Annotated in this window: 29 protein-coding genes; 14 read left to right on the top strand and 15 right to left on the bottom strand. The window is 69.1% G+C overall.

What is annotated here, in order from left to right; genetic code table 11:
- Nucleotides 1-103: 103 nt before the first annotated feature.
- From ACIP6U_RS45060 to ACIP6U_RS45085, 6 genes are all read right to left on the bottom strand, one after another.
- Nucleotides 104-757: a response regulator transcription factor gene (locus tag ACIP6U_RS45060; protein ID WP_124004146.1), complete on the bottom strand. Its 654-nt coding sequence runs from the start codon at nucleotides 755-757 to the stop codon at nucleotides 104-106.
- Nucleotides 742-2,007 (bottom strand): sensor histidine kinase, encoded by a 1,266-nt coding sequence (locus tag ACIP6U_RS45065; RefSeq protein WP_401728977.1) that lies wholly within the window; start codon nucleotides 2,005-2,007, stop codon nucleotides 742-744. The genes ACIP6U_RS45060 and ACIP6U_RS45065 overlap by 16 nt, the downstream gene beginning before the upstream one ends.
- 120 nt (nucleotides 2,008-2,127) lie before the next feature.
- A complete protein-coding gene (locus ACIP6U_RS45070) occupies nucleotides 2,128-3,129 on the bottom strand; it encodes an SDR family oxidoreductase (RefSeq protein WP_401728979.1) in 1,002 nt (333 codons plus the stop codon).
- Between the two features lie 81 nt (nucleotides 3,130-3,210).
- Nucleotides 3,211-3,777, bottom strand: coding sequence for a winged helix-turn-helix domain-containing protein (locus tag ACIP6U_RS45075; protein ID WP_401728980.1), 567 nt, complete (start codon nucleotides 3,775-3,777; stop codon nucleotides 3,211-3,213).
- A gap of 347 nt (nucleotides 3,778-4,124) precedes the next feature.
- A complete protein-coding gene (gene glnII / locus ACIP6U_RS45080) occupies nucleotides 4,125-5,153 on the bottom strand; it encodes a glutamine synthetase (RefSeq protein WP_401728981.1) in 1,029 nt (342 codons plus the stop codon).
- 263 nt (nucleotides 5,154-5,416) lie between these two features.
- A complete protein-coding gene (locus ACIP6U_RS45085) occupies nucleotides 5,417-5,878 on the bottom strand; it encodes a MarR family winged helix-turn-helix transcriptional regulator (protein WP_401728982.1) in 462 nt (153 codons plus the stop codon).
- Between the two features lie 73 nt (nucleotides 5,879-5,951).
- Here ACIP6U_RS45085 and ACIP6U_RS45090 point away from each other — a divergent pair, with 73 nt between their 5' ends.
- A complete protein-coding gene (locus ACIP6U_RS45090; RefSeq protein WP_401728983.1) occupies nucleotides 5,952-6,839 on the top strand; it encodes an alpha/beta fold hydrolase in 888 nt (295 codons plus the stop codon).
- A 3-nt stretch (nucleotides 6,840-6,842) separates the two neighbouring features.
- On the opposite strand, the gene ACIP6U_RS45095 is transcribed toward ACIP6U_RS45090, so the two are convergent.
- Nucleotides 6,843-7,541 (bottom strand): hypothetical protein, encoded by a 699-nt coding sequence (locus tag ACIP6U_RS45095; protein ID WP_401728985.1) that lies wholly within the window; start codon nucleotides 7,539-7,541, stop codon nucleotides 6,843-6,845.
- 129 nt (nucleotides 7,542-7,670) lie between these two features.
- Nucleotides 7,671-8,030: an arsenate reductase family protein gene (locus ACIP6U_RS45100; RefSeq protein ID WP_401728987.1), complete on the bottom strand. Its 360-nt coding sequence runs from the start codon at nucleotides 8,028-8,030 to the stop codon at nucleotides 7,671-7,673.
- 237 nt (nucleotides 8,031-8,267) lie between these two features.
- Between ACIP6U_RS45100 and ACIP6U_RS45105 the strand changes: the two genes are divergently transcribed.
- Entirely contained in the window at nucleotides 8,268-8,582 is a 315-nt protein-coding gene (locus tag ACIP6U_RS45105; RefSeq protein ID WP_401728989.1) for a hypothetical protein, read from the top strand.
- 178 nt (nucleotides 8,583-8,760) lie between these two features.
- On the opposite strand, the gene ACIP6U_RS45110 is transcribed toward ACIP6U_RS45105, so the two are convergent.
- A complete protein-coding gene (locus ACIP6U_RS45110) occupies nucleotides 8,761-9,945 on the bottom strand; it encodes a winged helix DNA-binding domain-containing protein (RefSeq protein ID WP_401728991.1) in 1,185 nt (394 codons plus the stop codon).
- Nucleotides 9,946-10,193: 248 nt separating this feature from the next.
- On the opposite strand from ACIP6U_RS45110, the gene ACIP6U_RS45115 reads away from it, so the two are divergent.
- Complete coding sequence (locus ACIP6U_RS45115; protein WP_401728993.1) at nucleotides 10,194-11,534, top strand: DUF2252 domain-containing protein; 1,341 nt, start codon at nucleotides 10,194-10,196, stop codon at nucleotides 11,532-11,534.
- A 224-nt stretch (nucleotides 11,535-11,758) separates the two neighbouring features.
- Nucleotides 11,759-12,037 carry a hypothetical protein gene (locus ACIP6U_RS45120; protein ID WP_401728994.1) on the top strand — a complete coding sequence of 93 codons (279 nt, stop codon included), beginning with the start codon at nucleotides 11,759-11,761 and terminating at the stop codon, nucleotides 12,035-12,037.
- A 5-nt stretch (nucleotides 12,038-12,042) separates the two neighbouring features.
- Here ACIP6U_RS45120 and ACIP6U_RS45125 read toward each other — a convergent pair whose 3' ends face one another.
- The 5 genes from ACIP6U_RS45125 to ACIP6U_RS45145 form a co-directional block, all read right to left on the bottom strand.
- The gene (locus ACIP6U_RS45125) at nucleotides 12,043-12,627 is read right to left on the bottom strand and encodes a hypothetical protein (RefSeq protein WP_401728996.1); all 585 of its coding nucleotides are present in this window, start codon (nucleotides 12,625-12,627) and stop codon (nucleotides 12,043-12,045) included.
- A gap of 2 nt (nucleotides 12,628-12,629) precedes the next feature.
- A complete protein-coding gene (gene htpX, locus ACIP6U_RS45130) occupies nucleotides 12,630-13,547 on the bottom strand; it encodes a zinc metalloprotease HtpX (RefSeq protein ID WP_401728998.1) in 918 nt (305 codons plus the stop codon).
- A 127-nt stretch (nucleotides 13,548-13,674) separates the two neighbouring features.
- Nucleotides 13,675-13,932 (bottom strand): hypothetical protein, encoded by a 258-nt coding sequence (locus ACIP6U_RS45135; protein ID WP_401729000.1) that lies wholly within the window; start codon nucleotides 13,930-13,932, stop codon nucleotides 13,675-13,677.
- Between the two features lie 299 nt (nucleotides 13,933-14,231).
- Entirely contained in the window at nucleotides 14,232-14,753 is a 522-nt protein-coding gene (locus tag ACIP6U_RS45140; RefSeq protein ID WP_401729001.1) for a hypothetical protein, read from the bottom strand.
- Nucleotides 14,754-14,842: 89 nt separating this feature from the next.
- Complete coding sequence (locus ACIP6U_RS45145) at nucleotides 14,843-15,625, bottom strand: hypothetical protein (RefSeq protein WP_401729002.1); 783 nt, start codon at nucleotides 15,623-15,625, stop codon at nucleotides 14,843-14,845.
- A 204-nt stretch (nucleotides 15,626-15,829) separates the two neighbouring features.
- Here ACIP6U_RS45145 and ACIP6U_RS45150 point away from each other — a divergent pair, with 204 nt between their 5' ends.
- Together ACIP6U_RS45150 and ACIP6U_RS45155 are read left to right on the top strand one after the other, a co-directional pair.
- On the top strand, nucleotides 15,830-17,065 hold the full coding sequence (locus ACIP6U_RS45150; RefSeq protein ID WP_401729004.1) for a helix-turn-helix domain-containing protein: 1,236 nt from the start codon (nucleotides 15,830-15,832) through the stop codon (nucleotides 17,063-17,065).
- 50 nt (nucleotides 17,066-17,115) lie between these two features.
- Nucleotides 17,116-17,625 carry a flavoprotein gene (locus tag ACIP6U_RS45155; protein ID WP_401729084.1) on the top strand — a complete coding sequence of 170 codons (510 nt, stop codon included), beginning with the start codon at nucleotides 17,116-17,118 and terminating at the stop codon, nucleotides 17,623-17,625.
- 216 nt (nucleotides 17,626-17,841) lie between these two features.
- Here the strand turns inward: ACIP6U_RS45155 and ACIP6U_RS45160 are convergent, their stop codons facing one another.
- Nucleotides 17,842-18,234 carry a GntR family transcriptional regulator gene (locus ACIP6U_RS45160; protein WP_401729005.1) on the bottom strand — a complete coding sequence of 131 codons (393 nt, stop codon included), beginning with the start codon at nucleotides 18,232-18,234 and terminating at the stop codon, nucleotides 17,842-17,844.
- Between the two features lie 575 nt (nucleotides 18,235-18,809).
- Between ACIP6U_RS45160 and ACIP6U_RS45165 the strand changes: the two genes are divergently transcribed.
- The 8 genes from ACIP6U_RS45165 (at nucleotide 18,810) to ACIP6U_RS45200 (ending at nucleotide 24,547) form a co-directional block, all read left to right on the top strand.
- Nucleotides 18,810-19,076, top strand: coding sequence for a DUF6284 family protein (locus tag ACIP6U_RS45165; RefSeq protein WP_401729006.1), 267 nt, complete (start codon nucleotides 18,810-18,812; stop codon nucleotides 19,074-19,076).
- A complete protein-coding gene (locus ACIP6U_RS45170; RefSeq protein WP_401729007.1) occupies nucleotides 19,073-19,483 on the top strand; it encodes a hypothetical protein in 411 nt (136 codons plus the stop codon). The genes ACIP6U_RS45165 and ACIP6U_RS45170 overlap by 4 nt, the downstream gene beginning before the upstream one ends.
- Nucleotides 19,480-19,815 (top strand): hypothetical protein, encoded by a 336-nt coding sequence (locus ACIP6U_RS45175; RefSeq protein WP_401729008.1) that lies wholly within the window; start codon nucleotides 19,480-19,482, stop codon nucleotides 19,813-19,815. Before ACIP6U_RS45170 ends, ACIP6U_RS45175 begins: the two co-directional genes overlap by 4 nt.
- Nucleotides 19,812-20,687, top strand: a complete 876-nt coding sequence (locus ACIP6U_RS45180) for a protein spdB (protein ID WP_401729010.1) — start codon at nucleotides 19,812-19,814, stop codon at nucleotides 20,685-20,687. The genes ACIP6U_RS45175 and ACIP6U_RS45180 overlap by 4 nt, the downstream gene beginning before the upstream one ends.
- Entirely contained in the window at nucleotides 20,687-21,085 is a 399-nt protein-coding gene (locus ACIP6U_RS45185; protein ID WP_401729011.1) for an RRQRL motif-containing zinc-binding protein, read from the top strand. The genes ACIP6U_RS45180 and ACIP6U_RS45185 overlap by 1 nt, the downstream gene beginning before the upstream one ends.
- Entirely contained in the window at nucleotides 21,082-21,636 is a 555-nt protein-coding gene (locus ACIP6U_RS45190) for a hypothetical protein (RefSeq protein ID WP_401729012.1), read from the top strand. The genes ACIP6U_RS45185 and ACIP6U_RS45190 overlap by 4 nt, the downstream gene beginning before the upstream one ends.
- 112 nt (nucleotides 21,637-21,748) lie before the next feature.
- Complete coding sequence (locus ACIP6U_RS45195; RefSeq protein WP_401729014.1) at nucleotides 21,749-23,872, top strand: FtsK/SpoIIIE domain-containing protein; 2,124 nt, start codon at nucleotides 21,749-21,751, stop codon at nucleotides 23,870-23,872.
- Between the two features lie 207 nt (nucleotides 23,873-24,079).
- On the top strand, nucleotides 24,080-24,547 hold the full coding sequence (locus tag ACIP6U_RS45200) for a hypothetical protein (RefSeq protein WP_401729016.1): 468 nt from the start codon (nucleotides 24,080-24,082) through the stop codon (nucleotides 24,545-24,547).
- The last annotated feature ends 10 nt before the right edge of the window (nucleotides 24,548-24,557 follow it).

The following is a 24,557-nucleotide window of genomic DNA, read 5'->3' on the forward strand; positions in this document are numbered from 1 at the left end:
CGAGGTGTTCAGCGCTCTCACAAATTAATGAGAGGTTGATGGGAAACTCGGGTTTCAACTCCCGCGACCCTACGAGGAGTTGCCGCGACCTCACCCGAAGTGGTCAGCGGCCGTGGTCGAGATAGGCCAGTACGGCCAGTACGCGCCGGTTGTCGTCGTCCGAGACCTCGAGATCCAGCTTGGTGAAGATGTTGGACGTGTGTTTGGCGATCGCCCGCTCCGTCACGACCAGTTGACCCGCGATCGCCGCGTTGGACCGGCCCTGTGCCATCAGCTCGAGGACCTCCACCTCGCGCGGTGTCAGCCGCCCCAGCGGCCGGTCGTCGGCGGCCCGCCGGGACAGCAGCTGCTGGATCACCTGCGGGTCCATCGCCGTGCCGCCCGCCGCGACCCGCCGTACCGCGTCGATGAACTGCTCCGCGTCGAACACCCGGTCCTTGAGCAGATAGCCGACCCCGCCGGTCCCGTCGGCCAGCAGCTCCCGCGCGTACAGCTGCTCCACGTGCTGCGACAGCACAAGCACCGGCAGCCCCGGTCTGTCCCGGCGGGCCCGCAGCGCGCATTGCAGCCCCTCGTCGGTGTGCGTGGGCGGCAGCCGTACGTCGACCACGGCCACGTCCGGCGCCAGCTCGGCCAGCGCCCGCTCCAGCTCGGGGCCGGTCTCGACGGCCGCCGCGATCTCGAAGTCGTACGCCTCCAGCATGCGGACCAGACCGTCGCGCAGCAGGAACAGGTCTTCGGCTAGGACAACACGCAAGGGATCTCCATGGTCACCATGGTGGGACCGCCCGCGGGAGAGCTGACGGCCAGGACGCCGTCGAATGTACCCAGCCGCCGCTCGACCCCGGTCAGTCCGGAGCCGGCGCCGACCGCCGCGCCGCCCTTTCCGTTGTCGGTGACCGTGATCCGCAGCATGCCGTCGGTGTGGTGCAGGTCGACCCAGACGCGCTCGGCGTCCGCGTGCTTGACCGTGTTGGTGAGGATCTCGCTCACCGCGAAGTACGCCGCCGACTCCACCGGCGCGTCGGCCCGCCCCGCCAACTCCACGGTGACGTCCGTCGGCACCGGCAGCCGCAGCGCCAACGCCCGTACGGCGTCGCCCAGTCCGCGCTCGGCGAGCACCGGCGGGTGGATGCCGTGCACCAGGTCGCGCAGTTCGGCGAGGGTGTCCACGGAGTTCTGCCGGGCCTGCGCGAGCAACTGCCGTGCCTTCGCCGGGTTCTTCTCGATCAGCGCCTCGATCGTGCCGAGATCCATGCCCATGGCGATCAGCCGGGCCTGCGCGCCGTCGTGCAGGTCGCGCTCGATCCGGCGCAGCTCGGCGGCGGAGGTGTCGACGGCGTCCCGTCGCGTCTCGGTCAACACCCGTACCCGCTCGGCGAGTTCACCCTGTCCGGAGGCGAGAACGGAGCGTGTCAGCAGGAAGTGGAAGCGCAGCAGGACCGGGGTGAGGAACCAGGCACCGACCAGCAGGACCGCGCCCAGCAGCCCCGCGAGCAGCGCGGAGGCCTGCCCGCTGACCGGCACGAACCCGTACCACCAGCCGACGTACGTGCCGTCGGTGAAGACCCGCCACAGCCCGAACGCCAGCGCGAAGCCCTCGAAGGGGTACAGCAGCAGCACCGCAGGCAGCAGCGCGGTCACGAATCCCGCGGTCATGTCCACCACCAGCCAGCGCAGGTCCCGCCAGGTCGCCGGATCGCGGAGCATCCCGAAGGTGCGGGCCCAGGGGTTCGCGCCCTCGGGGAGCGGCCGGTACGCCGGCGGGATCCGCACCCCGCACCACTCGGCCGCCATCACCCGCCGCCAGTCCGCGAAGGCCCGCACGCCGGTCAGTACCCAGGGGGTTGTGACGATTCCGACGCCCAGCACGATGAGCAGGTTCGACACGAACGACAGGACGAGCAGCGTGAGCGAGCCGGCCAGCGACACGACGGCCAGCGCGAGCGCCCTGAACCCGTCCACCGCGACCGACCGCGCCCTGCTGTTCCCGCTCTTGGTCTCCATGCCGCCAGTCTCGCCGAGCGCCCCGCCCCCGGTCACGGGGCCGAACCACCCGGAGGGGGGTGGTGCCAGCCCCACCCCGTCTTTTTCGTCCGGGGCCCGGCTCAGGGACCGGCGCGTGACTCAGGAAGCGGACAGTCCCAGCACCTTCGCCTCCTCCTCCGGGTCCAGCCCGGGGGGCGTACGGCCCGGCCGCACGGGCACCGTCCCGCCGATCGACCGCAGCCACCCCCAGGTGTCCGCCACGGTCTCGCCGACCGGACGGCACGAAAGTCCCGTCGCCAGCGCCCGCGACACGTCCGCGCTGTGCAGCGCGTCGTGCATGTCGGACCCCGGTGGCACCCAGACCGGCAGCTGCGTCCACGGCTCGACGCCGGCGTCGAGGATCACCTCCGGCGCGGTCCAGCGCAGCTCGGCGGGACCGCCGGTGACCCGGACGCACGCCTCCAGCAGCTCGCCCATCGTCGTGTGCCCCGGCGCGCTGATCAGGTTGTACGGCCCGCTCAGCCCCTGCTCCACCGCGCCCAGGCACCACTCGGCGAGGTCGCGGGCATCGACGTACTGGAGCGGCAGCTCCCGTGGCCCCGGCGCCAGTACCGGCCCGCCGCGGGCGATCCGGCCGAGCCACCACGGCAGCCGTCCGACGTTCTCGTACGGGCCGAGGATCAGCCCGGCCCGGACGAGCACGGAGTGGTCCGCGCCGAAGGCCTCGACGGCGGCGAGCTCGCCGCCCCGCTTGTCGCGGGCGTACTCCGTGGCGTCCGCGTCGGGCTCGGCGCCCTCGACCAGCGGCGCGTCCTCGGCGTACCCGGCCGACGGGGCCCAGTCGTACACGGAGCAGCTCGACACGTAGACGTACCGGCCGACGCGGCCCCGCAGCAGCTGTGCCGCGTCGTGCACCGCCCGTGGCGCCGCCGACCAGGTGTCGACGACGGCGTCCCACGTGCCCTCCGTGAGGGCGGCGAGCCCGTCGGGGGCGGTGCGGTCACCTCGCAGTGACCGCACCCCGGCCGTGGGTACCCGCCGTCCCCGGTTGAGGACGGTCACGTCCCAGCCGCGCCCGAGGGCCGCCTCGACGACGGCCCGTCCCACGAACTCCGTACCACCCAGCACCAGAAGTCTCATACCGGTGACTCTGCCCGGTTCGCCCGCGGGACGGAACGGTGCTCTGCCGTCAGCAGATCAACGGCTCAGCGGCTCGATGACTCAACGGCCGGTCGGCGGCGTGTACTTGTAGCCGACCCGGCGCACGGTCTGGATCGCCCTGCGGTGCTCGGCGCCCAGCTTGCGGCGCAGCCGGGCGATGTGCACGTCGACCGTGCGGCCGTCCCCGACATGGCCGTACCCCCACACCGTGGTGACCAGCTGGTCGCGGGTGTGGACCCGGTTCGGGAACGCCACGAGGTGGGCGAGCAGCTCGAACTCCAGGTACGTCAGGTCCAGTTCGACCCCGTCCACCGCGGCCGTGCGCTGCACGGGGTCGATGCGGACGAGCGGGTCGGCGGCGTCCGGCGCCTCGGGGAGGGCGGGGGCCTCGGCGAGGCCCGGGCGGGCGGCGAGGTGCGGGCCGTCGGCCGGGATGAGGACGAGGTAGCCGACCATCGGCGGCTGCCCCGGCAGGGTGGGCAGGGTGTGCGCGGGTGCGGGCAGCCAGGTGGCGCCCGGCGGCAGGAACTCCGCGACGTCGATCACCTCGTCCCGGTCCACGGCGCGCAGATGGGGCCGGGCAGGGGAGGTGACGGGGAGGGAGGGCAGGGAATGAGTGGTCGCCATGAGAGGTCAGCTCTTTCGCGCGAGGAGGTCGTCGGGAAGGACGTACGTCGTGGCGCGCGGGCCGAAGGCCGGGTGGTACGGCTTTAGAGGGCCGACGCGTTCGTAGCGCGGCAACACACCCGGTCGAAGTCGTCGTGCTGACGGGAAGGCCAGAAGGGCTCCAGGTCGTGGCGACCCGTCGCGGTGTACCTCTGGAAGCTGGCCATACCCACATTGAAGCAGACACCGGCCGTCACGAGGAGCCTCCTCTCACAGCTTGGACATTCCCGATCGCCAAGAAGGGGCGCCCACCGCGAACGGTGGACGCCCCTTGCGAGGAGACGGACCTCAGGGAGAGGAGACGGGAATCAGACCTGGCCGGCCTTCTCCAGCGCCGAGCAGCAGGTGTCGACGATCAGCCGCGTCACCAGGTACGGGTCGACGTTGGCGTTCGGGCGGCGGTCCTCGATGTAGCCCTTGCCGTCCTTCTCGACCTGCCACGGGATACGGACCGAGGCACCGCGGTTGGAGACGCCGTAGGAGTACTCGTTCCACGGGGCGGTCTCGTGCAGGCCGGTCAGGCGGTCGTCGATGCCGGCGCCGTAGTTCTTGACGTGGTCGAGCGGCTTGGAGCCCTCGCCCAGCGACTCGGCGGCGGTGATGATCGCGTCGTAGCCCTCGCGCATCGCCTTGGTGGAGAAGTTGGTGTGCGCGCCGGCGCCGTTCCAGTCGCCCTTCACCGGCTTCGGGTCGAGCGTCGCGGAGACGCCGAAGTCCTCGGCGGTGCGGTAGAGCAGCCAGCGGGCGATCCACAGGTGGTCGGAGACCTCCAGCGGGGAGACCGGGCCGACCTGGAACTCCCACTGGCCGGGCATGACCTCGGCGTTGATGCCGGAGATCGCGAGGCCGGCCTTGAGGCAGTTGTCCAGGTGGGCCTCGACGATGTCACGGCCGAAGATCTCGTCGGCGCCGACACCGCAGTAGTAGCCGCCCTGCGGGGCCGGGAAGCCGCCCTTGGGGAAGCCGAGCGGGTAGCCGTCCTTGAAGAACGTGTACTCCTGCTCGATGCCGAAGATCGGCTCCTGCGCGGCGAACTTCTCGGCCACCTCGGTCAGCGCGGCTCGGGTGTTCGACTCGTGCGGCGTGAAGTCGATGTTGAGGACCTCGCACAGGACGAGGACGTCGTCGCCGCCGCGGATCGGGTCCGGGCAGGTGAAGACCGGCTTGAGGACACGGTCCGACGCGTGGCCCTCGGCCTGGTTGGTCGACGAGCCGTCGAAGCCCCAGATGCCCAGCTCGGCGCCCTTGGCGTCGTCCGCCAGGATCTTCGTCTTGGAGCGGAGCTTCGCCGTCGGCTGGGTGCCGTCGATCCAGATGTACTCAGCCTTGAAGGTCACGGGCCACTTCCTTCGGGGATGTGTCTACGCGCTTGCGGGTGCTGCGGCGCTGCGGCACCGGGACGCCGCGTTCGATGCCCGGCAGCCTGTCAACAGGCGATTTCCCGATCATTGCCCGACTGTGAACCCCGTGTTACCTGGGCGTTCTGTGGCACGCCTCACGCGGCACGGGCGGCCACGGGGCCGGGACCGGCCGTTCGCAGTCGCAGAGCGGAGGGGGTACGACGGCTCGTATGCGATGGGGTTGGGCACGGACGTCCGCTTCAGGCGTCCTCGCCCGCGGCCTCCCGCACCCCTTCCAGGAACCCCCGGATCGCGGCCCGCTCCCGCTCGTCGTAGCCCTGGAGCAGCTCCACCGTCCGCCCGATCAACGGCCCGAAGAAGGCCCACCCGAGCTCGACCGCCGCCGCGTCCACCTCGATCACGACCTTGCGTCGATCCCTCTCGCCCCGCACCCGCCGCACGTGCCCGAGCCGCTCCAGCCGGTCCAACAGACCTGTCGTACCTGCCGAGTTGAGCCCGAGAGCCGCCCCCAGTCGCCCGGCCGTCATCTCCTCACCCGCCCGCGAGGCGTTCATGAGAGCGATCAAGGCGCGTACGTCCGTGGGGTGCATGCCGTTGCGGTTCGCGAACCGGGCGCTGTGCAGGCCGAGTTCGACGGTCACGGCACGCAGCAGATGGACGATCTCCAACTCCGGCCCCTGGGGCTGCGGCTGCTTCTGCACGGGCTCGCCTCCGGTTATCATCTCGTTGACCGAGTATCTCGCTCGACGAGATAATAGGGGAGAGGTGAACGGAATGAAGGACACGGACGACACCCGCGGCACCTATGACACCGACGGATTCCTCGCCGCGTACGACAAGGTCATGGCCAAGTGGCCGGCCCCGCGGGAGGCGATCACCGTCCCCACGCCCTTCGGCACGGCGTACGTCAACGCGTGCGGCCCGCACGACGGCCCGCCGCTCGTGCTGCTGCCGGGCGGCGGGGGAGCGACCTCGGCGTCCTGGTACGCCCAGGCCGCGGAGCTGGCCGCGACCCGTCGCGTGTACGCCGTCGACCTGGTCGGCGCCCCGGGGCGCGGCACTCTCGCCGCCGACCGGCATCCTCGTACGGTCGCGGACCTCACCGACTGGCTGGACGCGGTGGTCGAGGGTCTCGGCATCGAAGAAGGGGGACGGCCGGACCTGGTCGGCCACTCGTACGGCGGCTGGATCGCGCTCCACTACGCGCTGCACGCACCCGCACGCGTCCGCGGCCTGTGCCTGCTGGATCCGACCGGATGCTTCGCCGGCTTCCGGGCGTCGTACCTGCTGCACGCCCTGCCGATGCTGCTGCGGCCGACGGGCGGCCGGGTCCGGGCCTTCCTGGAGTGGGAGTGCGGGGGAGTGCGCCTCGACCCCGACTGGCTCCGCCTTCAGGAGGCGGCCGCCGGCTTCCCCTCCGTGTCGAAGCCGGTGACCGGCCCGCGCCCCGCGCCGGACGCGCTGCGCGGCCTGGACATGCCGGTCCTGCTGCTCCTGGCCGGGAACAGCAGGACACATGACACGTACCGGGTGGCGGCGAGGGCGGGTGCGCTGCTGCCGCGGGTGGAGACGGTCGTGCTTCCGGATGTCTCGCACCATGCGCTGCCGCAGTCCGCACCGGCCGAACTCGGCCGCCGCCTCACGGAGTTCCTATCTCGTTGAGCTTCACCCCACCTTCTCGATCAGCGCGCGTCGGATCAAGAACTTGCCGGGTTCGCGGACCTGCTCGAAGGCCGCGTTGTTCAACAGGGCGCAGCTGCCGGAGACCGAAGTCACCTTCACCGTCGTGGACTTGTTGTTGTCCAGGTTGGTGACCCGCAGCGTGGTTCCCGCCGGGAACTGGTTGCTGGAGGCGGCGGGCGCGCCGGCCTCGCCGGACAGGGTCACGGTCGAGCCGTTGCAGACCTGCTGTCCGGTGCCGGCGGCGGCGTCGTCACCGGCCGCGTCGTCCGCGGGCGGAGTGCTCGCCGCGGGCTCCGAAGGCTGAGCCGCCGCGTCGTCCTGCTGTCCACCCTGCGCGGGCGGCTGCGACGTCTGGGAGCCCTGAGCCGACTCCCCAACGGTGCAACCGGACGCTTCCTGCTGGACCTTGATCTGCGCGATGACCGCTTCGCGGTTGGCGATCCGCGCCTCGGACTGCGCGTCGGGATTCGTCCGCTGTCCGTCGATGAACGTCTGGTTGTTGCCGAGGGCCGTGGCCAGCCCCAGGCAGACGGTCGAATCCGCCGCGGACGACAAGGTCTTGGGGCTCTGCGAGGCGTTCGACGTCGTCGCCATTGCGAAGGCGCCACCGCCCGCCACCGCCGCTGCGGTGACCAGTAGCGCGATCTTCTTCTTCGTGCCGAGAGTTCTCCTGCGCGACATCCGCGACTCCTGAAGAGCTAGGGGGTGGTTCGTCGCTACTTACGAAATACCGAACAGGAGTTACTCATCGGTGACAGGAGTCACCGATGTAACGTACGTCACAGAGGAGTCGCCGAGGGGGCGCCCGCGTCAGCGGGACAGGGCCTCCCGCACGGCCTCCTCGGTGCGTGCGACCAGGGCCGTTCCGTCGTCCGCCGTGATGATCGGACGCTGGATCAACTTCGGGTGCGTGGCCAGCGCCTTGACCCACCGCTCCCGCGAACTGTCGTCCCGCGCCCATTCCTTGAGCCCGAGCTCCTTGGCCGCCGGCTCCTGGGTGCGGGTGATGTCCCACGGTTCGAGACCGAGGCGCGCGAGTATGTCCCTGATCTCGTCCTCGCCCGGCACGTCCTCCAGATAGCGGCGGACGGTGTAGTCGGCGCCCTCGGCATCCAGCAGGTTCAGCGCACTGCGGCACTTCGAGCAGGCGGGGTTGATCCAGATCTCCATGGGTTCACGGTACGGGAGCAGGGGAGCAGCGGTTTGTTCGAATTCTCAGCCGCCTCACGCACGCCTCGCGGACCTGGCGTAACGTGCCGACAATTACCTTGCTGACCTGGGAGGTTGGTGGGCTGCGGCGGCAGTGTGGATGTCAGTGGCGGGTAGTAAACTGGAAGCAGTGTTCGAGGGAATCGCCGGGGGTGTCATGGTCCCCGGTGGACGCCCTGACGCGACAGGAGGATGCCTGTGCCCGCTGCCGCCCTGAAGCCGAAGCCCCTGCCCATGCAGTCCACTGCCAAGCGCCCCGTCCTGCTCGACCTGCCGTACGACCCGGTGGAGAAGCGCCCGTTGCCGCCGGGGCGCCCGCGCGAGTGGTACGTCTCGCACAACCGTCGTCTCAAGGCGATGCGGCTCGCGATCGCGCTGCTCGACTCGGGTGTCTACATGCCCAACCAGGCGCGCAACGAGACGATTCGGAGCACCGCGGAGGTGATCGGCGTGCATCCGCCGTCGGACACGACGTGTCACATGGTGCGGGCGTTGATGCGGTACACGCGGTGAGCGTTCGCGCGGGGTGACGTGTCTTTTTCGGCACCCCGCGCTTGCGTTGCCGTCGGATCTGGGGGCTGCCGCCCCCAGGCCCCCGCTTCGGCCTGAACGGCCTCGTCCTCAATCGCCGGACGGGCTGAAAAACACGCAGGCCGGCGCTTGGAAGGGAGCCCTCGCCCGGCAAAACCCCCTACCCCGCCAACTCCTTCTCCACCGGCGTCCGAAAACGGGGTGTCACTCGCGTCTCGCCCACCCACCCCCGCAACCGTTCCGCCGCCACCCCGATCGCCGTCTCCGCCTCTCGGCCCACCCCGCCCGGGGCCAGCACCCGCCATGCGATCTCGCCGTCCGGGCGCTGGGCCCAGGCGCCCACCACCTGGCCGTTCCACCACACCGTGGGTCCCACGTTGCCGCTGTAGTCGAAGAGGTGGGGGCGCAGTTCGGGGGCGAGGTACCAGTCCCGTTGCTGCCAGCCCATCGCCGTGGGATCGAGGGCGGGGAGCAGGGCCGCCCAGGGCTCCGCCGGGTCCGCGACCGGGTCGACGTCGTCGGCCACCACGTATGCCGGGCCCTCGTCCAGGGACACCTCCCGCGCTCCGATCGCCGCCAGCGCACGGCGTACGTCGGTCACCTTCCAGCCCGTCCACCACTTGAGGTCCGCCTCCGTGGCCGGGCCGCAGGCCCTGAGCCAGTGGGCCAGGAGGGTCGACTGGGCCTCGGCCAGGTCGAGTTCGGGGTGCTCGGGAGCGACCGCCCAACGGAACTGGCCGGACGTCCAGGAACCGAGCGGCCGGCCCCGGACGACCTTGCCCTCCACGCCCAGCACCCGCAACAGGCGGGTCGAGACCGTGTGCACGCCCTCGTAGCTCTTGCCGGCCGCGTACACGAACCGTTCCCTCAACCGCGGCTCGTCCTCGGCCAGTTCGGTCGCCGTCGCCTGGCCGCGCAGCGCCAGCGCGGACAGCATCGACTCCTCGACCTCCTTCAGCCAGGCCGCGTCCGGCGCGCCCGCCTTCGCCATGTCCTTGAGCAGCGAGGCCCGTTCGCGCGCGGCCACCGCGAGGCCGGTCGAGGCGTGCACGACGGCCGTGAGATCCGTGGGGAAGACGAACACCGTGTGCCGCATGCCGTGCATCCGGACCAGGGACCGGGACTCGTACAGCGCCCGCTCGGTGGCCGGCACGGTTCGGGTCGCGTCCGTGAGGCGCGCACCCAGGGCCAGGTACACCGTCGCCGGGTCCGAGCCGTGCAGCGCGACCAGGGAGGCCGCGACCTCCTCGGGGCTCGACGCCCGCGCCGGACCGATGAGCCGCTGCCGCGACGCCAGCCGCGCCCGCCGCTCGACCGGCCCGATGTACCGCACCGCGTCACCCATCACTGCCTCCACCCACCCCGAACACCGACCGGCAGCCCCATCCTGCCGGGCGCCACTGACAACGACCCCCGACGGCCGCCCGTCCCGCCACCTCCCGTTCACCCAGATATCACCTTCTCTCACTCCATCGCCGTACCCGGCATGCGCACCGCCCCACGCCCGCCTTGACTGCCATCGAGGCCCGCAGTGGAGACGACCGCAGACGAAGGAGCCGCGATGGGCAGGTTCGGCATGCAGGGCTGGCTGCCATGACCACGCCCGCCGGCCGTGCCGAACGCGGCCGGGCCGCCCGTAAGCGCGTCTCCCGTTCCGCGCACGCCCACTGGATCCCGCCCGTCGACCGGCCCGACCCCGTCGCCGTACTGGAACGACAGGGCCGCGACCGGCTGCCCGAGCTGCTGCCGATCCGGTACGGGCGGATGTCCGCCTCGCCGTTCGCCTTCCTGCGCGGGTCCGCCGCCGTGATGGCAGGCGATCTCGCGTCCCGGCCGCACACCGGGCTGACCGTGCAACTGTGCGGCGACGCCCACCTGTTGAACTTCGGGCTGTACGCCTCCCCGGAACGCACCCTGCTCTTCGACCTCAACGACTTCGACGAGACGTTCCCCGGCCCCTTCGAGTGGGACGTACAACGGCTCGCCGCCTCCGTCGCCGTGGCCGGGCGGGAGAACGGGCACCCGGAGGCGAAGGTGCGGCGGGCCGTGGTGGAGTCCGGCGCCGCGTACCGCGCCACCATGCGGCGGCTCGCCCGGGAGGGCGAACTGGCCGTCTGGTACGAGCACATCGACGCCGAGAACCTGCTGCCCCTGGTCCGCTCCGCGCGCCGGCGCCGCACGGTCGCCTCCAGCCTCACCCGCGCCCGCCGCCGCACCAGCCTGCAAGCCGTCGGCAAGCTCACCGAGACCGTCGACGGCCGTCGCCGTATCGTCCACGACCCACCGCTCCTGGAACCGGCCGGCGCCTCCGACATGGCCTCTCTGCGCAAGATCTTCAGCGACTACCGCTCCACCCTCGCCGAGGAACGCCGGCTCCTCCTCGACCGCTACCGCTTCGTGGACGCCGCCCGCAAGGTCGTCGGCGTCGGCAGCGTCGGCACCCGCTGCTTCATCGTGCTGCTCGCCGGACGGGACCAGGACGACCCGCTGTTCCTCCAGATCAAGGAGGCGCGGAAGTCCGTACTGGAGGAGCATCTGCCGAACGGGCCCTACGTCCATCCCGGGCACCGGGTCGTCGCCGGGCAGCGGCTGCTGCAGGCCGCCGGTGACATCTTCCTCGGCTGGATGACCGGACCGCAGGGCCGTGCCTTCTACTGGCGCCAACTACGCGACATGAAGGGCTCCGCCGACGTCGCCGGCATGAGCCCCGCCGATCTCCTCGGCTACGCCCGTCTGTGCGGCACCGCCCTGGCCCGCGCCCACGCCCGCTCCGGCGACCGCGTCGCCATCGCCGCCTACCTGGGCGGCGCCGACACCTTCGAACGGGCCGTCGCCGACTTCGCGTTCACCTACGCCGACCAGACCACCGCCGATCACGCGGCGCTGGGCGCGGCGGTCGCGGCGGGCGTGGTGCGCGCGACGCCGGAGGTGTGAGGCGACCGCTCGACTCCGGGTGCGGGAAAAGGAGATGCACTCCGTGTGACCGTGTCCCTACTCTGGAGACACGTTACGGAGCTGGCCACCACCGCTTTCCGCAGGACGGGCATCACCCCGCGGACCCGGGGCTAGTCTCTACGCACCGCTCGACGGACGTCCGCCCCCAGCGTCTCGTCGGCACACCCACACCGCTCGAAAACCCACGCCCACGGAGGCCCGTGATGGGCACCATGCTGATATCCGGGACAGTCGTCCTGGTCCTTCTAGGATTCGAGAACCACGTCTGGTGGCTGGCCGCGGCCGCCGTGCTCTTCCTGTACCTGCAGTACGGGCGGAGCGGCACCGCCTCGCGGTCCGCGTCGAGCGGGGGCTCGTCGGGATCCATGCCGCAGACGTACCAGGCCTACCGCAAGCGCCGTGACGAGCAGGCCAGGTGGGAGCGTCGCTACCGCCGCGAGCGCCCCCTGGAGTCCCGCCGCCAGACGCGCGACAAGAGCTGAGCGGGTCACAGACCCGGGGCACCCCACACCGGGAACCACCGGCTCAGATCCTGTTCCATCCGCAGGTCACCGGCGAGTGCCGCCTTCACCTGCAGCTCCAGCGCGTTGTCGCGCCGCTGTCCGTCGCCGGGCAGCGGCGCGAACGGATAGAACGTGCCGCGCTTGTAGAGGTAGACGAGCGCGAGCCGCCGGCCGGCCTCGTCACCGAAGCCGGCCAGCGAGCACAGCAGCTGCGGGCCGAAGCCGTTGACCTCCATGGAGCTGTTCACCGCGTGCAGGTCGTTGACCAGCTGCGACAGTTGGTCGGGGGCGCGCCGGGACACCAGCCAGGAGTAGCCGAACCCGTCCTGGCTGAGCTCCACCGGCGGACCGTCCCGGTCCGCGTCCGCGTCGAGCAGGGCCTGGACCTCGCGGTGCGTCTGCTCGAACGCGGCGCCCTCCACGGTGGCGAAGCACACCGCGCCGCCGCCGGTCGGCGTGAAACCGGCCGCGGCCTCCAGGGTCACGGCCGCCGACGGCAGCGCGAACAGCCGGTCGAGATCCGGCAGTGCCGGTTTGGTACGGCCGAGCAGAATGTCCAGCAGCCCCATTCTCACGCCTTTCCGGGGGTCGCCGCCTCACCCAACTCGGCGGAGATCCGCCCCAGTTGGTCGAGCCGCTGCTCCAGAGACGGGTGGGTGGAGAACAGCCGCTCGATGCCCGGCTCCTTGCCGGTCGCCGGGGTGAAGTAGAAGGCGTTGAAGGCCTGCGCGGTGCGCAGATCCTTGGTCGGGATCCTCGCGATGTCGCCGGAGACCTTGGTCAGCGCGGAGGCCAGGGCGGAGGGCCGCCCGGTCAGCAGCGCCGCCGCACGGTCCGCGGCCAGCTCCCGGTACCGCGACAGCGCCCTGATCAACAGGAAGCTGATCGCGTACACCGCCGCCGAGACGCCCATCACGGCCGCGAAGATCATCGCGGTGTTCTGGTCCCGGCGTCCGCCGCCGAAGATCTGCGAGTAGAAGGCGAACCGCACGATCAGTCCCGCGATCACTCCGAGGAACGACGCGATCGTGATCACGGCGACGTCCTTGTGCGCCACGTGCGACAACTCGTGCGCGAGGACGCCCTCCAGCTCCGCCGGTTCCAGCCGGCGCAGCAGCCCCGTGGTCACACAGACCACGGCGTGCTCGGGGCTGCGCCCGGTCGCGAACGCGTTCGGCATGTCCATCTCGGACACGGCGACCACCGGCTTGGGCATGTCGGCGAGCGCGCACAGCCGGTCGACGACCGCGTGCAGCTCGGGATACTCCTCGCGCTCCACGACCCGGCCGCGCATGGCGAACATCGCGATCCGGTCGGAGAACCAGAACTGCGCCACGAACATCGCGGCGATGATGACGACGACCAGCACCCACGACTTCAGCAGCACGATCAGCGCGCCGACGAAAGCCACGTACAACAATCCGAGCAGGAACATGGTGACCGTCATCCGCACGGTCAACCGCCGGTCGCTCCGGAATCGGCTCTGCATGTGCATCACCCCGCAGTAAGGCACTCGTCCCTACCGCCAGTGTGCACCCGGCCACTCCCATGAAGCGGTCGCGATCAGGCCTAGGAGCAGCAAAGCCCGGCTGTGAAACGGGCCGCGGGGCCCGCGTCTAGTACGGCGCCCGGAACTGCGCGTACCCCAGCAGCAGGATGATCGCGGCGACGCTGCCCAGCACGATCGCCGTCGACAGCCACGAGGACCGGCGCGGACCGGCCGGACCGGGGTCGGCGCGGAAGGGCTGCGGTGCGGGCGGGTTCTCCTTCCACCGCGCGGCGAGCATCCGGGCCCGTGCCGAGGGCTCCTTGTGCTCGGCGCCGTCCGCCCACCTGATGTCGAACTCCCGCTCGTCATCGTCCTGTTCGGGCATCCCCGTGTCCCCCGTCGCCTCTGCACTTCTGTCGAACAGCTGTGCAAGAACGATACGACGACGCCCCCGTCCCTGTGAATCGGGAACGGGGGCGTCGCCTCACGGCGTGGGCTCGATCACACGTCGAAGAAGTGACATTGCCCCGGAGCGACCTCACACGATCGACGTTGGCGTAGCGCTGACCTGCAATCGAGCGGTCGGCATTGGTCGTCGTTGGTCGCTGTGGGCCACCCTCGGACGGCCCACAGACGGCCCGGCGTCGACGGCTCATAGCCAGCGAGATCGGCCGATGATGTGGGCTAATCCCGCACCGCATCGTAGAGCTCTTTGAGTCGCTGAGCTACGGCGCTGTGTGCATCCCAGACGCTATCTCCGTAACCTTCTAGAGCCTGCCGAGATGGGATCACTGTCCCTCCATCAGGGAAAAGCGCAATCCCCACACGCCCACTCAAAAACCTGCTCAGGTTTGGGTCAAATAGGAGTCCGTCAAGGCGCCAGAAATTATCCATCTCGATACGCATCCGCACGCAGATTTCTTCGGCTTCGCTCACTGAGCGATCCGCCTCATCGGTCCCATGCCACCGGGTGAGCGAATCAGCGGATTCACGCAAAGAAATGAGTGACTTGTGCAAATCGTTCAGTACTTCAACTTCGAAACTCTTCTTTCCTTCAAGGATTTTCCTGCGAGACTCGTACTCCCTGGATTCCCGCTCTCTATCCCTTTGTCTCTTTTCAGATAAAGAGGCGTTGGCTTGTGCCAGGGTCGCGCCAAGTATAAAAGATGCAACTGGCCACACGGTATTAAAGGTGGGCATGTCCACGGGATACCCCAGACATTGACTCTAGAAGGGAGATTTTGACGGAAGTGAGTCCAGTGAGAGGGCGACACAATTCAATTTTGGTCGGTCAACTAATTACCCCATAGATTATGAACAGCTGTGGCTATGGTGCCAATCGCCCCCAGTGCGGTCAGCGGAACCACCACGGCGGCGATCCGTTCCCCATTTGAAAGTCGCGACCACCAAGAATCTCTGGAAACGTCGACATCCACCTTCAATCTCGCCCGGGACGCTCGACGCCTCAAGAACTGGAAGAAGGGAAACAGTAGCCCGAATGAGAAAGTCACCGCCATGAAGACATTGAAGAATGTGTCATTTCTTGAAGCCTTTTTCGCGCGCTCCATGCAATCCGCAACAGTTTCGTCGCCAACGCCATGAATCAGGAAGAATGCTCCGAGCCCAACAAAGAAGGCAAGGGAAATGAAGGAGACGGTATTTTCATACCTGGGAGAACTGAATACTGCCCCTCGTGAAACCAGGAAGTTCTCAACCCTAGCTATTTGGCCGAACGCCCACGTTTTGTCGATACCTGAGAAATTAACCTCTGTGCGCTCCTTGTCTATGGTTATTTTTACCCCCCTCTCTTGAGAGGGGGAATCAGCTTGAAGCGTAAGGTTTGCCCAATCCCCGTGAATTTCGGGTGCGTCACGCTGCACACTCTCTACTAGTTCCGCCAACGAGGGTTTCCAAAAAAGAGTCTCTCCCGCATTAGTCGATATTTTCACCTGCGCCGACATCATTCCCTCGCACGCCATTGCGAACAGGCTATCGAGATCGCTTTTCCCTAATTGACACTGGTAGAAAACCTTTCGGAGGTTTGTCTGCTGGCCTGAGGGGCTCCCTGGTGTCGTCATGTTCCAGATGATGCACTCAACGCAGGTCACTGAGCAGAGCTATTGGTCATTTTCCTCCTTCAGAGCCCGGACAAAGTGTCCGGGTCCCGTGGCTCTCGACCGTCGACTCTGGTTCTCACCGAGCGTCCGCTGACGCCAACTACCAGTCGCGTCACCGCCTCGGTACCGTAGATCCAGCCCCCAACTAGCAGGAGGCAGCACGTAATGCGTGGTCTTGGAGATCACCTGAGCGTCGGTGAGCGCATCGCGTTCTACCGGAGGCGTCGCGGCTATACGCAAGAAGTGCTCGCTGGCCTGGTGGGGCGTAGCACTGACTGGCTCGCGAAGGCAGAGACCGGCCGTCGGAAGCCGCCGCGAATCGACATGCTCGCGGAGCTAGCGCGCATCCTGCGTGTGCCACTTGGCGACCTACTCGGTCAGACCCTTTTGGTTGAGGACGAGAAGCATCAGGACGACGTGCCGGCCGTGCGGGACGCGCTCATGAGCCCCCGTCGACTCTCGCGCTTGCTCTTCGGTCCCGAGGCAGACGTTCAGCTCCCCACTCCTGCCCCAGTGGCAGTGCGTGTGGAACACGCTTGGAACGACTACCAGGCGGGCCGGCTCGGCAGCGTGATTGCGGCACTTCCGGCGCTTCTCCAGACGGCACAGGAGCTAGAGGATCGTGCGGGGCGTCGGGGAGAGGACCGCCACGACTGCTGGGCGGTCTCTGCCCGCACGCATCACCTCGCGGCCACGACGCTCGCGAAGGTCGGAGAGTCCGACGTCTCGTGGTTGGCTGCCGAGAGGGCGATGCGTGCGGCGGACGAGTCCGATGACCCCTTGGTTCTCGCCTCGGCAGCCCGGTCCGGGACGCACGCGCTGCTTGCAAACGGTCGGTACGAAGACGCAATGGAGCTGGGCAACACCACGGCGACATGGTTGGCCTCTCAGGTGGCGGAGAACGATCCGTCTGCGCTGAGCTTGCTCGGGATGATTCACCTACGGGCAGCCGTTGCGGCGGCTCGGCACCAGGATCGCCCGACTGCCACCCGCCTCCTTGACCGTGCCGAGGAACTCGCTGACGATCTCGGTTCGGATGAGAACTACTGGCAGACCGGCTTCGGTCCCACGAACGTGATCCTCCACCGGCTGTCTATCGAGCTTGACTTGGACAACGTGTCGTACGTGGTGGAGAACGGCCGGATCGACGTCGACCACATGCCACAGGAGCGCAGCGTCTCGCACCGCATTGACTACAGCCGCGCTCTCTCGCTCGCCGGACACGGCGATGAGGCCTTTTCCGAGCTGCGCACCGCTGAACGGGCAGCCCCACAGCTCGTGCGCAACAATCCCAGGGTGCGCGAGACGCTGCGGGATCTGATCAAACAATCGCCCGTGAGCGGCGGCTCTCGTTCGTCCGAGGTGTTCGTGATGGCTCAGCGGTGCAGGGCGGTGCAGTGAGTTCGACCAAGCGCGGGGTTCTGGGAGTCGTCGGTTCGGCGGCCGGCGGGGTGGAATCACTCCGTACGGGTCTGGTCGAGCCTGCGATGGAACGTGGGTGGCAGGCGGCCGTGACGCTGACACCGACTGCGGGAGTTTGGCTCCGGATGAGCGGGGAGACCGAGCGACTGGAGAAACTGACCGGGCTCCCTGTCCGTGACGAACCTCGCCTCCCTGGCGAGGCCCGGCCGCACCCGGCCGTTGACTGCTACGTCGTGGCACCTGCATCAGCCAACATGGTCGCGAAGCTCGCGAGCGGCCTCATGGATAACCAGGCCTTGACGCAGGTGGGCGAGGCTATGGGGACCCTCGGTTTGCCGGTGGTCGTGTTTCCCCGCGTCAATGCGGCCCATGCTCGACACCCTGCGTGGCAGCGCCACATCGACGCCTTGCGCCAAGCAGGGGTTCGACTGGTCTACGGGCCGGACGTGTGGCCGTTGTACGAGCCCCGAGCCGCACCGCCGGGGCGAGAGCTCCCGTGGGCTGCGGTACTGGATGCCGTGGACGAAGCGACCCGGTGACGACTCGTCAACACCCCTGACCTGCAAAGAAAGAGGACCCGGACAGTCTGTCCGGGTCCTCTGCCGTTCGCGCGCCCATGCTCAGCTGCATGCCAGGGATCACTGAGCAAGAGAACGGGCTAGCGGACCTCACCTCCGCTGAACTCGCGTCGATCAAAGCGAGTTTGGGCGAGGCACGCGCCACGGTCGAAGGGCTGCTGAGGCGCGCGGACGTACTCACCGCGAAGGTGGCGTCTGGCTACTCACGGTCTCCTCAAGCCGGTCCAACCGCTCAGCGAGAAGTCGGAGAGCGTCATGGATCGAGCTGAGCTCTCCTGCCAGGGCGGCGAAGGCGGGGCTACTGCCGGGCTCGGTGCCAAGCGGCGCCGATGGGTCGCGTACGAACGTCCCTCGCCCCTGTTGGGTCAGAACCAAGCCTTCATCACGGAGCTGGCCGTACGCACTCTGCACGGTCATGAGCTGCACTCCAAGTTCCTTGGCGAGCTGGCGAGCGGCCGGCAGTCGCTTCCCCGGCGAGTAGTCCTCGTTGTGCGGGTCCGCGATCTTCGCGCGGTACTCAGCGGCGATCTCCTTGGCCGTTTGCTTTGGCGCTTCGGGACTCAGATCCATGACCCCGAGGGTAACCGGACCTAGGTCAATCTCAGATCGTTCAGCGAATCTTCTTGACACTCAGATTGACATAGGTCAATCTGAACTCACGCCGGAACGCGAACCCGGAAGGGCTTCACCAACGGCGGGTTTTAGGTGCTTGACCTGCACGAATGCAGAGGGCGGGGACGCTGCAATCCCGCTAAAGGCCAGATGGAACAGGGTTTCGGCCCGTACTGGCGAGGTGGCCCGGTGACCGCGAGCAACGGCCGGAGTGTGGGGAGTTGATCCCCCTTGCAGTGATGTTCCGTGCCCCTTCGACCGAGGAGTCCCGATGCGCTAACGACAGCTTTGGGCGTCGCCGTGATGGACCGGCCGGCCTCGCCTGTGCAGTAACTCGGTCCACGCTTTCCAGCCCTCGCAGCGGCTCACGCTGCGCCGGTTGCCTCCCCCGACCGTGCGGTCCCGCACCTTGCGGAGTCCGTACGGCCGGGGCGCGGGGAGTCGGAAGTTCTGTCTCCAACGGCGCGCGGCTCCCGGGGTGCCTCCCGGGAGCCGCTGTTCGGGCCGTTCACCTGTGGAAGGACCACGACCCAATGGACCACATCGTTACTGTTCAGGACGCTGTTACCGCGTTCGAGCCCTGGATGGAGCCGACGAACGCGGAACTGGACGCGATCGAGACCGAGATGCCGGTCATCCTCGCAGACGTCGACCTCCTCGACGCGCACATCACGACCCTCGACCGCGTCCCGACCGAGCTGGACAACCGCCGTATCCGGCGGGCCCGCCGCCGGGCGCTGGCCGCTCGCGTCGTCCTCCTCAACCACACCGCCGCGAGCATCCCCGGCGGTGCGGCATGACCGCCCGGACCTCGACCCCGCAGGGTGGCGCGCTCGCCCTGGTCTTCGCGGGCATCGTCATCGCGACCGGTGGTGTGATCGCCACCCTGGCGACCGGCAACCGCCACCTGATGGGCATCGCTGCTGTCGGGTTCGCGTTTCAGGTCGCCGGCCGGCTGGCCGGCCGCCGCCCCACCCAGGCCGCGCACCTCGGGCCGACGGTCACCCCGGCCGCACTGCGGCAACAGGCCGAACGCCTCTTGGAGGAGCACCGGGCGCTGATCCTGTCCACGATCCACGGCACGCCTTGGGCTTCGGTGCGCGAGCAGGCCAACGCCTTGCAGGCACAGGCGTACGAGCTGAACGCTGCCGCACGCCGGATGGAGCGCCAGGACAACCGGCGCGCGGGACGGCGGCGGTCGCGATGAACGAGAGCCTGACGCTGGACGCGCTGACCGGGCCCCTTGGGGTGCTGCGATTGCTCGCGGTCGACTTCCCGCACCTGCCCGCTCCGAACGTGGACGTGACGCCGCTCTACCCGAAGGTGTTGCGGCTGTCGCTGCACGAGACGACGTACGACAGCTTCGCCGCGTTCGAGCAGTGGCGCCCCGCGCTGGGCATCGCGCCCGACGCGGTCGACTTCCACATCCAGTGCAACCGACGCACCGCCGTTCTCAACGGCCGTGGCACGTACGGGGGCGTGGACATCGAACTGACCGCCTACGCCACCGTGCCTGTCGAGCAGGGAGTTGCGGCATGAAGACCAAGACCGTTCTGCCCGCTGTCGCCATGACGGCGGTGTCCATGGTCCTCACCCTCGCCGTGGTCATGATGTGGCTCGGTACCGCGGTTCCGTGGCCGGTCGCCCTGGTCGTCGGTCTCGGTATCGACGGGGGATGGCTGGCCACTCTCGCCTATGAGCGCCGCCTTGCTGCGCAGGGCGACCACAACCGCATCGTCACCGCTGTGGGCTGGTCGTTCGGCCTGCTCGCCGCCGGTGTCCTGGTCGCGCACGCGCTCACCGCCGATCACGCGGCCGGCGCGTGGCTGGCCGTGGCCTGGCTGCCGATCGCCGCCAAGTCCCTGTGGCTGGTCCACGGACTGTGGGAGCGCACCGCACTGACCCCGGTCGCGTTGGACGCGATCCGGGGGATTCAGCAAGAGGCCCGCGATGAGGCGGCCGTGGCCCGTGCCCGACTGCGAGCCGAGGCCACCACCGAGGAGACCCGCCTCGCGGCCGTGACGGCTGCCGGGGCGCGTGTCGCACGAGTGCAGGCGCAGACCGCCAAGCGGCTGTCAAGGGCGTGGTCGACGCTGGAGACGGCCCGTCAGGGCGAGGACACCGGGAGGGCGTTGACCAGCGTGACGAGTCCCGTCACGCCCGGCGTCACAGCCCGTTGGGACCTGCCCGTGTGGGGACCGATCGAGCCTGCCCGCGCGCCGGCGCTGGAGTCGGCTCCCGCACTGACCGACACCGACCTTGAGTGGGTCGTCGCCGACATCATCCACACGGAGGCCCAAAAGGGCCGGTCGGTCTCCTACCGAGAGGTGGCAACGCTGTTCCGGGGGGCCGGTCACTCCGCCTCGGAGGTCCGCCTGCGCGCGGCCTGGAAGCGTGCGGTGGGGGCCTGATGTCCGCCACCTACGGCAAGTGCTTCGACCCCACCGGAGCCCTGTACGGGGTGCCCACCTACCCGTGGAAGTTCGCCCCGGACGATGACCAGTTCGCCACGCGCCGCCAGTTGCGGGCGCGTGGTCTTCGTCCGGGAGGTCAGCCGATAGCCGCGCAGGTCATGCGGATCAACCGCCGTGCCGGCGGTGTCCGCGTCGCCTACCTGTACCGCATCGACCTCGCCAAGCCCGTGCGGCCGATGACCTCGCGGAAGTGGGGCGCCCTCGCCCTGGCCATGCTCGCCCGCCGCACCTGCCCAAACTGCCAGCTCACCTACGACTACTGCATGCCCCGCTCGCTCGGCATGTGCGTGCCGTGCGCGTTCCCCACTCCTGCCAGTGAAGGCGAGGCACTGTGAAGACGTCCGTCCGCACGCACAAGATCTCCGGCTACTCCGGCACCCTGCGCACCGCGACCCGGTTGACCGAGCAGGCCGTCAAGGTCGTCGACCGGCGCGTGCCCGGCCGCATGACCGACGTCGACCTTGTCCTGACCAACGAGCGGGGCATGGCCGAACTCATGGCGAGTGCCGATGTGTTGCTCGCCGGCACCGTGGACCGCAGCGTCCTGCGTCGGGCCGAACGAGCCGCCCGCACCACCGCCCGCGACGTGCAAGCCTGCGCGGTTCCCCGCCCCGACGGCAGTGCGCTGGTCCTGGTCAACATCGACCGCCACCCCGGCGAGGCGGAGTTCGCAATCACGCTCGTGCACGAACTCACCCACGTCATGCAGTTCAGCCGCAAGGGCGTGATCGAACGCGCGGTGCGCAACGTCCGCGACCGGCTGCGGATCGAGCGGCAGTCCTGGCGCCACACCCGCGAAAACGACCGCCTCATCCGCCAGGAAGAGGCAGAGGCATACGGGTTCGAGCACCTGGCCAACCACCTCGTTCCCGGCGCCCACTCCTGAACTCTGCACGTCCCGGCCCGGGGTGGCACTTCCCCTGCCACGGATCCACGCCACCCCCGGCCGGTCTCCCTCAACTCCCGCCCCCACAGGGGCAGTCAGGAGCTCTTCCAGCATGTCCGAGAACGTCATCAGCCTCCACAAGCCCACCGACCCGCCCAACGGATCCAACGCCCCGACCGTGCTCACTGTCGTCCCCGACCCGGCGCCGCCGCGTCCGGCCCCGCTGTGGATCCGCTCGGGGCGGGCGGTACGTACGGCCGTGACGCACGACGTCACCAAGACAACCGCCCGCACCACGGCCCGGCACGCCCTCTACGTCTACGGCGGCGGACGGATCCTCGCCCGACGCACCTGGGAGGCGCGCACCCCCGCCCGTTACGAGCGGCTCATGCGCGCCGCTGAAGCCGCGGGGAACCTGGAAGAGGCCCGCGAGTGGGAGGAGCGCGGGCAGCGCTTCCGCGAGGCACGCCACCGCCGCCGCATGGACCTGCTCACCTCCCCCATCGACATCGCCAAAGGCGCCGCTGTCGGGACCGGGGCAGGTATCGGTGGCCTGGTCCTGCTCGGCATCGCCATGGCGGTCGCGACCAAGGACCCCGCCGACGTCGTCACCCCGCTCATGGCGGTCATCAACTTCATCAACCTGATGATCACCATCGTGCAGGTGGTGTGGGGACCGGCCATCACCATCGGTCCGTTCCTCGCCCTGCTCGCCCTGTGGTCGGTCGGCGCCCACCAGAAAGCCGCACCCCAGTGGGCGCTCCCCGCCAACGCCCGATCGAACGAGGGCGAGCCGATCACCCCGTCCATCGTCGTCAAGGCCCTGCGCGACCTCGGAGTGTCCACGCTGCGCAGCGCCATCAAGGACATGGGGGATGCCGGCGCGTCGATGCTGTCCCCGATCGTGATCGCGGGGTGCGGTGTCGAGGTCGATGTCACGCTCCCGTCCGGGGTGTCGACGATCGAGATCCAGCAACGGCGCCGGAAGCTCGCGGAGAACCTCAACCGGCACGAGCACGAGGTGTACATCGCCATCCCGCAGGCCGCCCGCACGGTCCGTCTGTGGATCGCGGACTCCGGGGCGCTGGATGAGCCGATCGGGCCCTCGCCGCTGGTCACCGACGAGACGATGACCGCCAACTACAAGACCGGCAAAGCCCCGTGGGGCCGCGACCTGCGCGGCGACGCGGCGGAACTGAGCGTGTATCAGCGCCACCTGCTCATCACCGGCCGCTCCAACCAGGGAAAGACCGCCGCCCTGCGCTCCCTCGTGCTGTGGCTCGCCCTGGACCGGTCGGTGCAGTTCTGGGTTGCCGACCTCAAGGGCGTCGGGGACTGGTCGATGGTCAACGGCATCGCGGACGTGCTGATCGAGGGTCCCGCCGACGACCACTGCATTCAGGCGACCGAGATGGTCGAGGACGCGGTGTCGGAGATGAACCGTCGGATCGAGGTCCGTAAGAACGATCCGAGCGTGGTCTTCCGGCCGTTGATCGTGCTGGTCGACGAAGCGCAGAAGGCGTTCATGTGCCCGGCCGTCGACGACCAGAAGCGCCCCTACGGCGGTTCCAAGGCCACGTCCCGGTACTTCATGGCCACGCGCACGATCCACAACCAGGGCCGTGCGGTCGACGTGCTGCTGTGGCAGGGCACCCAGGACCCCACCGACCAGAACCTTCCCAAGATGGTCCGCGAGGGCGCCCACACCCGGGCCTCCCTCGTGCTGGGCTCGGAGTCTCAGGCCAAGATGGCGCTGGGCGACAAGGCGGTCGAGGACGGCGCGGCCCCGCACATGCTGCGTCAGGGCCTGGACAAGGGAACCTTGGTGGTCGCTTCGGACGGCATCGACATGCCCAAGGGCCAGTCCTCGATCACCGTGCGCACGCACTTCATCGACGACGACCCCGCCAAGGAGATCGCCGCCCGGGCGCGGGCCCTGCGCGGCGGCATCACCACGCTGACCGTGATCGAGCGCGGTGAGGAGCGTGACCCGCTCGCCGACATCCTCACCGTGCTCGGAGACGAGAAGCGGGTGTTCACCCAGGACGTCATCCGCCGACTCGGGAACCTGAGCCAGGACGCCTACGGGACCTGGTCGTTCGGCGACCTCACCCGCGTTCTGGACGCGGCCGGCACCGAGGCCAAGAAGTCCCACGGGCGCATGGTCGTGCGCCGCGAGGACATCGCCACCGCCCTCGAAAACCGCGACACGGACGGTTCCGCTTCCGCCTCCTGAACCCGGGGAGGCAGACCCGTCCGCGCCGGGGAGGCGGGGAGAACTCCCCAACCGCCTCCCCGGACCGCATCCCCCGCGTTGATCAGCGAAAACATCGTTTCGGGGAGGCGGGGAGGCGCGCAGGTCAGCACCCCCGAAACCCCCCTCACAGCGCCCCCGGCAGGGGGTGCATCCGCCTCCCCAACCGCGTACCGGAAGGGATTCCGCATGTACCCCGAACACGTCTCCCGCACGACCCCGCAACGGGCCGTGGACGTCCACCACCCCACGCCGATCACGCCCGTCGTCGTGCAGCCGGCGCCACTCGTTCCCATGCAGCCGGGCACGGTGCCGGCCGTGGCGAGCATCGTCCTGCCCGACGGCCGCGTGGTCACCGGCTATGCGATCACACCCGTGCAGCCGGACCCGGTGGCCACGGTCAAGCTGGCCGTCTCCCGCGCGGCCGTGAACACCGCGCTCGGAGGCGTCGGGTTCCTCGCCGTGTGCGGCGGACTCCTCCTGCTCACCTCGTTCATCGCTGCACTCGCCGCATTCATCCACCAACTGATCATTCTGGCTGGCGTGATCTTCGGAGGGTGGATCGCCGTGCAGGTGTTCAGCACCCGCGATCACGGCAGCGGAACCACGGTCAACATCCGCAAAGCGATCTTCAAGCGCAACCACTTCCACAGCTAGCTACGCCAAG

It is taken from the genome of Streptomyces sp. NPDC088794 (assembly GCF_044750545.1).
In the GTDB taxonomy this organism is placed as follows: domain Bacteria; phylum Actinomycetota; class Actinomycetes; order Streptomycetales; family Streptomycetaceae; genus Streptomyces.